The sequence below is a fragment of the Actinomadura oligospora ATCC 43269 genome, assembly GCF_000518265.1.
GTDB classification, from domain to species: domain Bacteria; phylum Actinomycetota; class Actinomycetes; order Streptosporangiales; family Streptosporangiaceae; genus Spirillospora; species Spirillospora oligospora.
In genome coordinates, this window is the sequence record NZ_KI912410.1 from 495,845 (window position 1) to 509,470 (window position 13,626).

Here is a 13,626-nt window from a genome sequence, read left to right on the forward strand (position 1 = left end):
CGTTGTTTGAGCGCAGGTCACGGGTGGGTGTTGGATCCCGGATGTGGCTCTCCGGTTGTCCCTCGGACGGGATTTCGCCTGGCTCTGGCGTGCCTACGCGGTCAGCGCCCTCGGGACGTGGCTCGCGCTGGACGCGTTCCCGATGATCGCGGTCCTCGCCCTGCACGTGGACGCGGCGCGCGTGTCGCTGATCGCGGTGGCGGGCGGCGCGGCGGCCGCGCTGCTGGCCTTCCCGCTCGGCCCGTGGGTGGAGTACCGGCCGAAGCGGCGGCTGATGGTCCGCTCGGACCTCGTGCGGTTCGCCGCCCTCGCGACCGTCCCGCTGGCCTACCTCGCGGACGCGCTGACCTACACGCACCTGCTGGTCGTCGCGGTGGTCGTCGCGGTCGCGAACATCGTGTTCGTCGGGGCGTCCGGCTCGCACCTCAAGGCGCTCGTCCCGAACGACCGGCTGGGCGACGCCAACGGCAGTTTCGAGTCCGTGAACTGGCTGTCCACGGCGATCGGGCCACCGTCGGGCGGTGCTCTGATCGGGCTGTTCGGGCCGGTCGCGACGGTCGTGCTGAACGCGCTCAGCTTCCTCGGCTCCGCGTTCGCGATCCGGCGGATCGAGCGGCCGGAGCCCGCCCCGCCCGAACGGCGCGCCGGGACGTCCCGCCGCGCCGAGATCGCCGCGGGCTGGCGGGTGATCGCCGCGGACCGCGAGCTGCGCCTGCTGTTCGCGGCCACCGTCCTGAGCAACTCGCTGATCATGGCGGTGTCCCCGCTGATGACCTTCCGGATGATCGACGACCTGGGCTTCTCGCCGCTGGAGTACGGCCTCGGCGTCGGGGTCCCGTGCCTCGGCGGGCTCCTCGGCGCGCGCGTGTCGCGTCCGCTGGTGGCGCGGTTCGGGCTGCGCGCCGTCCTGGTCGGCTCGGGCGCCGGACGCCTCCCCGGGCTGCTCGGCCTGGCCCTCGTCGGGCCCGGACCGCTCGGACTGCTCGTGTTCATGGTGTCCCAGCTCGATCTCATCGTCGGCTCGGGGATCTTCACCCCCGCGTTCGCGACGCGCCGCCTCGAGCTGTCGGGCGACCGCACCACCGCCCGCGTCCTCACCGCGTGGAAGGTCGGCGGGCAGGTCGGCATCGCGGCGGCGACGCTGGCCTGGGCCGGACTGGCCGCCGCGACGGGCGCCCGGACGGCGGTCGCGGTCGCGGGCGTCCTGGTCATGGGCTCGGTCGTCTTCCTGCCCTGGCGGACGCCCGCCGCCCCGGCGCAGCCCGAGGCCGAATCCGAATCCGTCGCCCAGGGAGCGGAGGCGAGGGCCGGGAGCGTCGGTTGACGCCTGCTCGGGGTCATCCTGGAATCGGGTGTTCGATGCCCGTCTGGTCCCATGCCGAAGGTGAGAGTTCGGGGTCCCTGAGGGTAAGCCTTCCGTCACACTGCCCCGGATAGGGTCATCGTCCCGCCCGTCCTGGCGGCGTCGGCCGTCGTGCGGACGAGCCGAGCCCGAGCCAGGACGCCGGACGCGGGGGCCGGGGCCGGTCATGGACGGGCCCCGGAATCGTCCGGGGAGGACAAGGCCGTTCGGACGAGCCTCGGGGCGGAACCGGCGGTGGCCGACGATGACCGCTGAGCCGGACGTCCCGCTCGCCGGGGCGTCGAGGAGCCCGTCCCACGGAGGCGGTCATGAGAACCAGTGCCACGCGCCGGGAGCGGCGGTGGATGGAGCGCCTGCGCCACTGCCTGCTCGGCCTCGGCTGGGACGTCGTGCGCCGCTACGAGGACGAGCGCCCGCTGCTCCGCGTGCTGTCCCCGGTGAGCACCTGCATCGGCGACAGCGTGGTGATCGACGGAGGCTGGTTCCGCTCCGGGACGGGCGTCTGGCTGGCCCCCTGCCGCGAGGCCGACCGCGCCGCCGAGGCCGTGGCGCAACTCCTCGCGCCCTACGTGATAGCGATCGTGATGGCGCGTCAACAGGAGGACGACTAGCCGCCGCGCGACGGGTCCCGGGTGACTCGTCCCCCGGGTGGACGCGTGTGACTCCACCCCACCGCCGATGACCGCGACCCACCATCCCGGCTACCGTCGGTAATCGTCGGGCGGAGAAATCGGCGGTGAAGGACATGGGTGTCTGGATTTTCGACGCGGTACTGATCCTCTGGCTGGGCGGCGAGATCGGCCTCCGGATCGTGGAGATGCGCAAGGCCGCGACGGTGCGGGTCAGCGAGCACGGGACGCTCGGGCTCTTCGTCGTCCTCGGCGTCGGCGGCGCGGTCGTCGGCACGCTGGTCGGCCACGCGGTGCCGTCCCTGGACTGGCGCGTAGGCACGACCGTTTACCTGGTCGCGGCGGCGGTCATGCTGGCCGGGCTGGCCGTGCGGTTCTGGGCCATAGTGACGCTGGGGAAGTTCTTCCGGTCCAGCGTGCATGTGCAGGAGGGGCACCAGGTGGTGTCGAGCGGTCCGTACCGGGTCGTCCGGCACCCGTCCTACACCGGGCTGATGCTGGTGTTCGTCGGGGCCGCGCTGAGCTTCGGGAACCTTGTCGCCCTGGTCGTCTTCCTGGTCTGCGTGTCGATCGCGATGCTCGTCCGCATCCGGGTCGAGGAACGCGTCCTGTCGGACGAACTGGGCGACGCCTACCGCGAGTTCGCCCGGACCCGCGCCCGCCTCGTCCCGTACGTCTGGTGACCCCGGACGGGGCCGGACGCGAATCGTCAGAGGTGTGCCGTAGGGTGCGCCACGACCGCATTCCGCTGGGAGGACGGGGCTGGGGTCTGTGGCGATTTGGGACGCGGACGCGCTGGCAGAGCTGCGTGCGGCGGCCTTCCGTGGGGACGGGGCCGCCGCCTTCGGCATGCTCCGGAACCGTCCGGTCGAACCCGTCCTGCAGTTCGCGGGCGACCTTCTGACGGCCGCGCTGCGCGAGGGTCGCACCGAGGCCGAACCCCTGGCCCGCAGATGCCTGGACGCGCTGGACGCCCGCGACGCCCCCGGTGACGCGCTCCTAGCGGCGACCCTCCGCCAGGCGCTGGACGCCCGCTCCGCCGACGCTTCCCAGCCCGACGGCGACGCCCAACCCGTCCCGGTGGACCTGGGAGCCCTGGCGTACGCCCTCGCGGACGGCGATCCGATCACGATCCTCGACCTCCGGACAGGCGACCTCCTGGCCGAAGACGACCTGGAACCGGAACCGGACGCCACGCACAGCACCCCCGACCCTCACGACCTCATAGCCCTCTACAGAGACATGGCGTCGGCCCACGACGACATGCTCGCTTTCGCCGAAACGAGCGCGAACACCCCCGCCCCCATGCAGACCGTCCACACCTACACCGACGCCCTGGCCGGAACCCACCTGGAGTTCGCTTGGGAGCTGTTCCGTGAGGAGAGGCAACGCGGACGCGCCCGCCAGTGGCTCGCCGACCACAATCTCCGCGCCGTCCACAGGCCCTTCCTCTAAGCAGGCCCTGCCCCAAAGAGAAGACCCCGGCCGGAAGGAATCCGGGCCGGGGTCAGCGAGAAGCAATGAACAACTACATACCGGGACGCACCAGCGGGAACGGAACGGTCTCCCGGATCGACCGCCCGGTGAGCGTGATCAGCAGACGGTCGATCCCCATGCCCATGCCGCCCGCGGGGGGCATCGCGTACTCCAGGGCGCGCAGGAAGTCCTCGTCCAGTTCCATCGCCTCGGGGTCCCCCCCGGCGGCCTGGAGCGACTGCTCGGTGAGCCGACGCCGCTGCAGGATCGGGTCGATCAGCTCGGAGTAGGCGGTGCCCAGCTCCAGCCCGAAGACGATCAGGTCCCACTTCTCGGCGAGCCGAGGGTCCTTGCGGTGCGGGCGGGTCAGCGGCGATGTCTCGGCGGGGAAGTCCCGGACGAAGGTCGGGAACATCAGGTCGCCCTCGACCAGCTCCTCGAACAGCTCCTGGACGATCCGTCCCTGCCCCCACTCGGGCGCGTACCCGAGGTGGATCCGGTCGGCCAGACGCCGGACGGCGGGGAGCGGCGTGTCCGGGGTGACCTCCTCGCCGAGGGCCTCCGACACCGAGCCGTAGACGGTGATCTCCTTCCACGGCTCGCCGAGGTCGTACTCCACGCCGTCGCGGACCACGACCGTCCCGCCGGTCGCCCCGAGCGCCGCGTTCACGACGAGGTCGCGCGTGAGGACGGCCATCGTGTCGTAGTTCCCGTACGGCTCGTACGCCTCGAGCATCGTGAACTCGGGGTTGTGGGTGGCGTCCACGCCCTCGTTGCGGAAGTTGCGGTTCAGCTCGTAGACCTTGCCGACGCCGCCGACCAGCAGCCGCTTCAGGTACAGCTCGGGCGCGATCCGCAAGTAGAGCTGCATGTTGTAGGCGTTGATGCGGGTCGTGAACGGACGCGCCGTCGCACCGCCGTGGATCGGCTGGAGCATCGGCGTCTCGACCTCCAGGTACCCGCCGTCGCGGAGCGTGTCCCGGACGGCCGCCACGGCGTCGCCGCGCATCCGCAGCATCTTCCGCGACTCGTCGTTGACGATGAAGTCGACGTACCGCTGCCGGACGCGCGCCTCCGGGTCGGACAGGCCCGTCCGCTTGTTCGGCAGGGGACGCAGGCACTTGGCGGTCAGCTTCCACTGGGACGCCAGCACCGACGGCTCACCGCGCCGGGACGTGACGACCTCGCCGGTCACGCCGACCTGGTCGCCGAGGTCGATCAGCCGCTTCCACTGTTCGAGCGGCTCGTCGCCCAGCTCGTCGGAGGTCAGCATGACCTGCATGTCGCCCGTCTCGTCCCGCAGCCGGACGAAGACCAGGCGGCCGTGCTCGCGGGCGAGGACGACACGCCCGGCGATCGCGACCCGCGTCCCTGTCCGGGTGTCGGGCGCGAGGCCCGGGTGCGCGGCGAGGACGTCCGCGACGAAGTCGGTCCGCTCGAAGCCGAGCGGGTAGGGCTCCATCCCGGCCTCGCGGATCTGCGCGAGCTTGGCGTGCCGGACCCGCTCCTGCTCCGACAGGCGGCGCTGCGGGGCGCGCCGGGCCTCCGCCGCCTCCTCGATCTCGGCGATCTTGGAGACCAGCTCCGGCGTCGGGACGCGGTTGGCGGCCCGCTCCAGCTTGATCCGGTTCAGCGACGGGACGAACCCCTCGGCGCGGGCGTAGGCCAGGCCGAGCCGCATCAGGTCGCGGGACTGCCGGTAGCAGATGAACCGCGGCCGCCAGTGCGGCATGTACTTGGAGTTCGACAGGTACAGCGACTCCAGCTGCCAGAACCGGGACGCGAACGACAGCAGCCTGTAGTAGAAGCGCGCGATCGGCCCGGCGCCGATCTGCGAGCCGCGCTCGAACGCCGACCGCAGCATCGCGAAGTTCAGCGAGAGCTGCTGCGCGCCGACCGCCGCCGCGCGCTCGGCCAGCTTGGCGACCATGTACTCGTTCAGGCCGTTCTCGGCGCCCCGGTCGCGGCGCATGAGGTCGAGCGAGAGCCCGGCCCGTCCCCACGGGACGAACGACAGCAGGCCGCGCAGCTCGCCCCTGGAGTCGAACGCCTCGACCATGACGCAGCGTCCGTCGGTCGGGTCGCCGAGGCGGCCGAGGGCCATCGAGAATCCCCGCTCGGTGGCCTCGCCGCGCCAGGCGTCCGCGTTGCGGATCAGCTTGGCCATCTCCCAGTCCGGGATCTGCGAGTGACGCCGGATGCGCACGGTGTACCCGGCACGTTCCACCCGGTGGACGGCCTGCCGGACCTGCCGCATCTCCCGGCCGTCCAGGTTGAAGTCGGTGAGGTCCAGGATCGCCTCGTCGCCCAGTTCCAGCGCATCGAAGCCGTGCCGGGCGTAGATGTGGGCGGCGCGCTCCCCGACGCTGACCGCCCCCGGGATCCAGGAGTGCGTGCGGCACTCGTTCAGCCACGCCTCGATCGCCTGGTCCCACGACTCGGGGTCGCCGAGCGGGTCGCCGGACGCCAGCGAGACCGAGCCCTCGACCCGGTAGGCGATCCCGGCCTTGCCGTTCGGCGCGGTGATGAAGTCCTTGTCGCGGCGCAGCGCGAAGTAGCCGAGGGAGTCCTGGTCGCCGTACTCCGCGAGCAGGCCGCGCGCGGCGAGCTCCTCCTCGGGACTGAGCACCGCGTCCCGCCGTCCGGGCCGGAACAGCGCCCACATGGTGACGATCAGCAGCCCGGTGCCGAGCACGCCGATGATCACGTCCACCCAGCCGGGCACCTTGACGTCTATCGGCTCCCCGGTGATCCCCGCACCGAGGACGGTCTGCGCCGCCACGTACCAGGGGTGCGTCCAGAAGCTGCCCGCCTTGTCCTCGTCGGTGACGGTGACCAGGAACGTCCCGATGCCGCCGCTCAGCACCAGCAGGACCGAGAACACCACGGCGGCCAGGCGGCGGTTGGCACGGTCCGGCAGCGAGGTGAACTGGCTGCGCGACGCCAGCGCCGTGCCGAGCACCAGCGCGTACGCGGCGGTGGTGGCGACCTCCCCGAGGGCCGTCGGCTGGCTCGGATCCAGCGCCGTGTGCAGCAGCAGCGCCACCGAGAACGCGGTGTACAGGCCGAACAGCAGCACCAGCACCCGCCAGGCCGCCTTCTTCCGCCGCCGGATCCCCATCGACAGCAGGATGAACAGCAGCCCCCACGGGATGCTGGGGAAGACCGCCAGGTAGTAGAGCCACCGCAGGGCCCAGATGTCGGCGAGTCGGACGATCAGGTCCGACGACAGCCAGGAGAGGATGGACACGATCCCGGAGAGCCGGGTGTACCAGAAGAAGACGGTGGGCGCCGCCTCCACGAGTCTTCGCCAACCGGTGCGCAGGCTCCCCGTTTCGCCTGTTGCCGCCATGGTTCTCCCGTCAGGACTGTCGGAATGTAGGGATATTTGTACCGGGTGACGCCTTGAGCACGCCTACCGCTGACGATAGTCACCATCCCGTCCGGTCCGTCCCCTATGTCTGTTGGGTAGGGTGACGATCGGCCCGGTGTGCCGTGGCCGTCTTCGGCGAGGTTCGCCACGGCCGGCGCCGGCGGGTGAGAGGATCGTTCGCGGGCCGGGTCCAAGATTGTCATCAAAAGTCGATATGGTCGCGGATATGCCACAGGAGACCACCGGGGAGCGGTTGCTCGCCCGCCGCTACCGCCTGGTGACCCAGGTCGGTCGTGGTGGCATGGGAACGGTCTGGCAGGCCCATGATGAGGTGCTCGGCCGAGACGTCGCGGTGAAGGAGGTCATCCTCCCGCATGGTCTCACCGACGAGGAGCGGTCCGTCCAGTACAAGCGGACCTTCCGTGAGGCCCGCACCGCCGCCCGCCTCGGCCACCCCGGCGTCGTCACCGTCTACGACGTCGTGGAGGAGGACGGCCGGCCCTGGATCGTCATGGAGCTCATCCACGCGCGCTCCCTCGACCAGGTGATCAAGCAGGAGGGGGCCCTCCCGCCCAAGCGGGCCGCCGACATCGGCCGCCAGATGCTCGCGGCCCTGCACGCCGCGCACGACGCGGGCGTGCTGCACCGCGACGTCAAGCCGTCCAACGTGCTGCTCGCGGGCGGCGACCGGGCCGTCCTCACCGACTTCGGCATCGCCACCGCCGCCGGCGACGCGACCCTCACCCAGACCGGCCTGGTCATGGGCTCGCCCGCGTACATCGCGCCCGAGCGCGCCCGCGGACGCACCGCCGGCCCCGCCTCCGACCTCTGGTCGCTCGGCGTCACCATGTACGCCATGGTCGAGGGCCGCTCCCCGTTCGAGCGCAACGAGCCGATGGCCGCCCTGGTCGCGGTGATCTCCGAGGAGCCCGACCCGCCGACCCGCTCCGGCCCCCTCACCCCGGTGATCCAGGGCCTGCTGCGCAAGAACCCCGACGAGCGCATGGACGCGATCGAGGCCGGACGCCTCCTCGACGACATCGTCCGCGCCCCCACGGTCGACACCCAGCGCACCATCGCCGTCGAGTACACCCCGGTGGAGCCCCCGGCCCCGGCCCCCGCGTCCAGGGACCGGACGCCCGCGCCCCCGGCCGTGCAGGAGCACACCCACCAGGCCCCGTCCGTCGAGACCACCCCGTCCCCGGACCGCCCGACGACCCGTCCGCAGCTTCCGCGACTCCCGTCCGCGCTCGCGGGCGTCTCCGCCCGCCGCGCCCTCCTGGTCGTCGCGATGATCATCGTGATCATCCTGGCCATAACGGGCATCGTCTGGGGCGCCGCGCGCGGCAAGGGCGACCCGAAGACGGGGAGCGGCCCGTCGCACCCGGCGTCCCACGCCCCCACGACCACGGCCACCACTCCCGTCAAGCCGGCCTCGTCGAGCGCGCCCCCGGCGTCCCCCACGGTCCCCGCCGGCTTCCGCACCTACAAGGACCCGCAGGGATACTCTCTGCCGATCCCGCAGGACTGGAGCAAGCCGGAGCGGCGGGAGGGCGGCGGCGGGCTGTTCTTCTACTCGCCGGACCGCCAGTCCTACATCCAGGTCGACCGGGCGGAGAGGGCGGACACCAGCGCGCTCCAGGACTGGAAGGACCTCGAGCCCGCCCGCAAGCACGTCTTCAAGGGCTACAAGCTGATCGCGATCCAGCCGGTGCGCACCGGGAAGCCCGTCAGCGACCCGACCGGAGTGCGCTCCGCCGACTGGGAGTGGACGTTCGACGGGAAGAACGGCCGCCTCCACGCCCTCAACCGGGGCTTCGTGATGAGCGGCCACGGCTACGCGATCGTCCTCTACGCGCCCGACAGCGACTGGGACAAGACCTGGTCCGCCCTACAACCCGTCTACGCCGGATTCACCTCCGACAAGTGATCCCCCGGCCCCCGCCGACTCCCATGACCAGGGGCCCTGCCCGCGTCGCTCCTTCGCTCGATGGTGATCGTGGGGTGTGCGAGCACAGGGGGGCGGGGGTGGCAAGGTGGATTTTTCCGGGGTTGACCGGGCGCGGAATGCCGCTGGTTCGCCGATCCGTTACCCGTTGTCGGTAAAGTCGCTGCTCATGGCGGAGGGTGAAGTGACGGGACCGGGGACCGACGTCCCCCTCGCTGGCCGGTACCGGCTGCTGTCCGTGCTGGGCAGAGGCGGGATGGGGACGGTCTGGCGGGCCACGGACGAGACGCTGGACCGCGAGGTCGCGATCAAGGAGATCCGGCTTCATCCCTCGCTGACCGACGAGGAGCGGAGCACCGCGTACGCGCGGATGATGCGGGAGGCGCGGGCGTCCGCGCGGCTCGGGCACCCGGGGGTCGTGACCGTCCACGACGTGGTGGTGCACGACGACCGGCCGTGGCTCGTCATGGAGCTCGTCCCGTCGCGGTCGATGCAGGACATCATGGACGAGGACGGTCCGCAGCCGCCGCAGCGGGTCGCGGCGCTCGGCCGCCAGCTGGCGGGCGCGCTGCGGGCCGCGCACGCCGTCGGGATCCTGCACCGGGACGTGAAGCCCGCCAACGTGCTCGTCACCGCCGACGGACGGGCCGTCCTCACCGACTTCGGTATCGCGCAGCTGTCCGGGGACGCGACGCTCACCCGGACGGGCATGGTCATGGGCTCGCCCGCCTACATGGCGCCCGAGCGGGTCAAGGGCGAGGCGGCGGGCCCCGCGTCGGACGTGTGGGCGCTCGGCGCGACGCTGTACGCCGTGGTGGAGGGCAAGGCGCCGCACCACCGCAGCGACGCCATGGCCGTCCTGGCCGCGATCATGACGCTGGACGCGCCGCCGCCGCGGCAGGCCGGGGAGCTGTCGCCGCTGCTGACCGCGATGCTCGACCGCGACCCCGCGCGCCGTCCGGACATCGACCGGGTCGAGCAGGAGCTCGGTCGGCTCGCCGTCTCCACCGGCCCTCCGACCGTGCGGGACGCGCAGACGCCCCTTCTCCCGGCGCCGGTGCCCGCTCCGCAGGTCCCCGCCCCGCAGGCGCAGGTGCCGGTTCCGCCGGCCTGGACGGCCGAGCCGGTCACGCAGCAGGTCTCGCCGCAGGGCGCCACGCAGCATGTCTCGCCGCAGGGGGGCGTTCCGCACGTCTCGCCCCAGGACGGCACGCAAGCGGTGGCGACCGGCGGAGGATCGGGCAAGGCCGTCCTGTCCGTGGTCGGGGTTCTCGCCGCCCTGGCCCTTGTCGGCGGGGTGGGCTACTACGCCCTCGGACGGTCCGGAGAGGACCAGAAGCCCGGGGCCAAGCCGTCGCCGACGCAGTCGGGCACCACGCCCCCGAAGGGCGGCGGCGGCCACTCCGGGACGCCGGTGAAGCGGCCCCCTAGCGCGCCGCCCGGCATGACGCTGCAGAACGTCGGGGGCCTCCGAGTCGCCGTCCCGAAGGGGTGGCGGCGCCAGGACGCCAAGACCTTCGTCGACCCGAACACCTCCAGCTACGTCCAGGTCCAGGACAACTTCTGGGCCGGAACGCCCGAGCAGCACTGGAGGACCTGGGTGCGCGACCCGAACACCCTCAGGACCCTCAAGGGCTTCACCCAGCTCGACCTGCGCCCGTCCGTCGCGAGGAACAACCAGCCGGCGTCCGACCTGGAGTTCACCTGGCTCCGCAGCAACGAGCCCACGCACGCTCTGGACCGGGGCTTCCGCAAGGCGGGCCAGCCCTACGCGATCATCGTCGTCGCGCCCGAGACGCGGTGGGCGGCGATGCGTCCCACGCTCCGGCAAGTGCTCGAAAGCGCCGGATAATGCTGGTCCAATGAACCGGGGGACGCCGCGGAGCGTCCCACTCAGCAGCATTTGCTCCGACGGGGGACCATTTGGTCATGGGAGAGGGACGTCTGCTCGCGGGCCGCTACCGGCTGGACGCGGTGGTCGGCCGTGGCGGCATGGGCACGGTGTGGCGCGCCCGGGACACCATGCTCCACCGGGAGGTGGCGGTCAAGGAGGTCCTGCTGCCGCCCGGCCTCGCCGACGACGAGCGCGCCGTCATGTACGAGCGGACGTTGCGGGAGGCCAGGGCGTCCGCGCGGCTGAGCCATCCCGGGGTGGTCGTCGTCCACGACGTCGTCGAGGAGGACGGGCGGCCGTGGATCGTCATGGAGCTGCTGATCGCGCCGTCGCTCCAGGACGTCCTCGACGAGGAGGGGCCGCTCGCGCACGCGCGCGTCGCCGACATCGGGTTGCAGATGCTCGGGGCGCTGCGGCACGCGCACTCCAAGGGGATCCTGCACCGGGACGTCAAGCCGTCGAACGTGCTGCTGTGCGACAACGGCCGCGTGGTGCTGACCGACTTCGGCATCGCGCAGATGGAGGGGGACGCGACGCTGACCCAGACCGGGCTGGTCATGGGGTCTCCCGCGTACATCCCGCCGGAGCGGGCGCAGGGGGTGCGGGCCGTCCCGGCGTCGGACCTGTGGTCCCTCGGCGCGACCATGTACGCGGCGCTGGAGGGACGGTCGCCGTACGAGCGGTCGGACGCGATGGCGTCGCTGCAGGCCGCCCTCCTGGAGCCGGTGCCGCCGCCCCGCAACGCGGGCCCGCTGCGGCAGGTCCTGGACGGCCTGCTGGCGCGGCAGCCGATGCACCGGATGAGCGGTGAGCAGGCCGAGCCGCTGCTCGCGCGGGTCGCCTCGACGCCCGAGCCGTCGGCCGGGGAGACGATGGGCGACGAGCCGCGGACCGTCATGGACGGCCCCGTCGAGACGGTCACCGACCCGGGCGAGATGCACCGGATGGCGGTGCGGCAGGAGCCGCCGCCCGTCCGGCGCGAGCCGCAGTCGGTCCATCGCGACCCGCCGTCGGTCCATCGCGACCCGCAGTCGGTCCGCCGCGACACGCCGCACGTGCCCCTCGCCCGGACGGCCCCGGACGAGCCGTCCACCCGGCCCGCCTCCCACGCCTCCGAGACCCTCGAGCGGGAGCCGTACACCCGGTCGCCGGCGCCGCAGCCCGCGTCGCCGTCCCAGGGACGCCACCGCCATACCGTCCTGGTGACGATCATCGTCCTGCTGGTCGTGGGGGCCGTGCTGGCCGCCGCGTACCTGATCCGCCAGCGGGTCACGGGCGGGGGCGCGCCCGCCGGTTACAAGACCTTCACGCGGGACGGGTACTCGCTGTCGGCGCCGGTGGACTGGCAGTGGACGGACTCGGCGGACGGCGCGCCGAAGATCCAGTCCCCGGACGGCACCTCGTTCCTCCAGGTGGACATCACGTCCTGGACGACCGACGCCTCGACGCCCGTCCTGCAGGCCCGGAGGCAGAGCAGGCTGGCGCCGGGGTCGTCGCGGCTGCCCGGCTACCACGAGATCGGCGTCACCCCGGTGTCCTACCAGGGCGTTCCGGCCGCCGACTGGGAGTTCACCTTCACCCGGGACGCCCGGTTCCACGTGGTGGACCGGTTCGTCCAGATCAAGGGCCGTCCGTTCGCGCTGTACTTCCGGACGCCGGAGAAGAACTGGGCGGCCGGCCAGAAGACCCGCGACACGATGTACGCCACGTTCAAGGTCGGCTGACCGCCCGGCCCCCGGCCGTCGTCAGGCGCCGATGGAGAGACCGTCGGCGCTCGCGGCGCGCGCGCTCACCGAGGGCTGCTCCGACACCACGTCCGTCATCGTCATGATCGGCAGGACGAGCGGCGGCGGGTGCTCGGGGCTGAACGTCAGGGGGATCCCGAGCAGCTTCGACGACATCTTCGTCGTGTACATGACCACGTCGCCGGTCAGGGTGAGCTTCGGCGTGGTCATCGAGGAGGACGCCGCGCCATGCCGGACGGTCTGGTTCACGTTCTTCAGCACGGCCTTGTCCATGCTGAACTTCAGGGCCTTGACCGTCCCCTGCCGGGTCTGGAGGTCGGCGACGCCGTCGTAGCTCAGTCCCGACATCGCGAGCGAGCTCGCGCGCAGTGTCGAGACGTCGCCGTACATCCCGGGGACCGACCCCGCCGACTTCGTCTCGGCCTTCGCCGACGGCGTCGCGCTGGGCGTCGCGCTGGGACTCGGCGAAGCGGTCGTGCTCGGCGAGGCACTGGGGGACGTGCTCGGCGAGGCGCTGGGGCTCGGCGACGCCGACGGAGTGACCGCCGATGAGGGGGTGCCCGCCGATGACGGGGTGACCGCCGATGACGAAGTGACCGCGGAGGACGGAGTGGCCGCCGAGGACGGAGTCGGAGCGGGGGACGTGCTCAGCAGGTGCCCGCCGAGCAGCGCGGGGGCCGCCGCGATCGGCAGGGCGAGGCCGAGGATCCGTCCGCCGCGCGGGGCCGCGTGCGCGCCCCTCCGCGACTCCTGGACGACCTGGGGAGCGGCCTCCACCAGCGGAGCGGTCGCCAGGGCGGCCGGCGTGTCAGAGGCGGGGACCGGGTCGCGGCCCCTGCGCTTCTTGGCGCCGGGCGTCCAGGCGAAGCCGAGCGCGCCGCCGATCAGCCCGAGCAGCATGCCCAGCAGGAACCCGCCGAAGTTGGACGTCAGGAACGAGCCGAGCGACAGCAGGACGGCCAGCACGCCGAAGAAGGAGCGCTGGGCGGGCTGGAACCACAGCAGCAGACCGGCGACCACGAGCAGGGCGCCGAACAGCCAGCTCGCGATCCCGGCCATGCCCTGGTGGATCACGATCGGCATCGGAGCCAGCGGGATGGAGATGATCTCCAGGCCGCCGAGGACGGCGAGCAGCCCGCCCCAGAAGGGACGCGTGCGCCGCCACCGGCGGAACCCGTGCGGAGTGGGAGAACTCATG

The 13,626-nt window shown here is 72.4% G+C and carries 9 protein-coding genes; 7 read left to right on the plus strand and 2 right to left on the minus strand.

The annotated features are described in order from the left end of the window. Positions 1 to 43: 43 nt before the first annotated feature. The 4 genes from P696_RS49915 (at position 44) to P696_RS0133920 (ending at position 3,447) form a co-directional block, all read left to right on the plus strand. A complete protein-coding gene (locus P696_RS49915) occupies positions 44 to 1,324 on the plus strand; it encodes an MFS transporter (protein WP_157430084.1) in 1,281 nt (426 codons plus the stop codon). A 347-nt stretch (positions 1,325 to 1,671) separates the two neighbouring features. Beyond that, entirely contained in the window at positions 1,672 to 1,974 is a 303-nt protein-coding gene (locus tag P696_RS0133910; RefSeq protein ID WP_157430085.1) for a hypothetical protein, read from the plus strand. Between the two features lie 134 nt (positions 1,975 to 2,108). Next, entirely contained in the window at positions 2,109 to 2,675 is a 567-nt protein-coding gene (locus tag P696_RS0133915) for a methyltransferase family protein (RefSeq protein WP_026415805.1), read from the plus strand. A gap of 88 nt (positions 2,676 to 2,763) precedes the next feature. Beyond that, positions 2,764 to 3,447 (plus strand): hypothetical protein, encoded by a 684-nt coding sequence (locus tag P696_RS0133920; protein WP_026415806.1) that lies wholly within the window; start codon positions 2,764 to 2,766, stop codon positions 3,445 to 3,447. 73 nt (positions 3,448 to 3,520) lie between these two features. On the opposite strand, the gene lysX is transcribed toward P696_RS0133920, so the two are convergent. After that, positions 3,521 to 6,820, minus strand: coding sequence for a bifunctional lysylphosphatidylglycerol synthetase/lysine--tRNA ligase LysX (lysX, locus tag P696_RS0133925; protein WP_051468485.1), 3,300 nt, complete (start codon positions 6,818 to 6,820; stop codon positions 3,521 to 3,523). 247 nt (positions 6,821 to 7,067) lie between these two features. Between lysX and P696_RS0133930 the strand changes: the two genes are divergently transcribed. The 3 genes from P696_RS0133930 (at position 7,068) to P696_RS49925 (ending at position 12,407) form a co-directional block, all read left to right on the plus strand. Next, positions 7,068 to 8,771 (plus strand): serine/threonine-protein kinase, encoded by a 1,704-nt coding sequence (locus P696_RS0133930; protein WP_034488302.1) that lies wholly within the window; start codon positions 7,068 to 7,070, stop codon positions 8,769 to 8,771. A 187-nt stretch (positions 8,772 to 8,958) separates the two neighbouring features. After that, positions 8,959 to 10,641, plus strand: a complete 1,683-nt coding sequence (locus tag P696_RS49920; protein WP_064744181.1) for a serine/threonine-protein kinase — start codon at positions 8,959 to 8,961, stop codon at positions 10,639 to 10,641. 77 nt (positions 10,642 to 10,718) lie between these two features. Continuing rightward, the gene (locus tag P696_RS49925; RefSeq protein ID WP_064744182.1) at positions 10,719 to 12,407 is read left to right on the plus strand and encodes a protein kinase domain-containing protein; all 1,689 of its coding nucleotides are present in this window, start codon (positions 10,719 to 10,721) and stop codon (positions 12,405 to 12,407) included. Between the two features lie 21 nt (positions 12,408 to 12,428). Here the strand turns inward: P696_RS49925 and P696_RS0133945 are convergent, their stop codons facing one another. Next, positions 12,429 to 13,625 (minus strand): DUF6114 domain-containing protein, encoded by a 1,197-nt coding sequence (locus P696_RS0133945; protein ID WP_026415809.1) that lies wholly within the window; start codon positions 13,623 to 13,625, stop codon positions 12,429 to 12,431. Position 13,626: the final 1 nt, after the last annotated feature.

Excerpts from the sequence above, each read along its gene's own strand:
- P696_RS0133910 (WP_157430085.1), top strand. The coding sequence starts at position 1,672 with ATGAGAACCAGTGCCACGCGCCGGGAGCGGCGGTGGATGGAGCGCCTG.
- P696_RS0133915 (WP_026415805.1), top strand. The coding sequence starts at position 2,109 with ATGGGTGTCTGGATTTTCGACGCGGTACTGATCCTCTGGCTGGGCGGC.
- lysX (WP_051468485.1), bottom strand. The coding sequence starts at position 6,820 with ATGGCGGCAACAGGCGAAACGGGGAGCCTGCGCACCGGTTGGCGAAGA.
- P696_RS0133930 (WP_034488302.1), top strand. The coding sequence starts at position 7,068 with ATGCCACAGGAGACCACCGGGGAGCGGTTGCTCGCCCGCCGCTACCGC.
- P696_RS49920 (WP_064744181.1), top strand. The coding sequence starts at position 8,959 with ATGGCGGAGGGTGAAGTGACGGGACCGGGGACCGACGTCCCCCTCGCT.
- P696_RS49925 (WP_064744182.1), top strand. The coding sequence starts at position 10,719 with ATGGGAGAGGGACGTCTGCTCGCGGGCCGCTACCGGCTGGACGCGGTG.
- P696_RS0133945 (WP_026415809.1), bottom strand. The coding sequence starts at position 13,625 with ATGAGTTCTCCCACTCCGCACGGGTTCCGCCGGTGGCGGCGCACGCGT.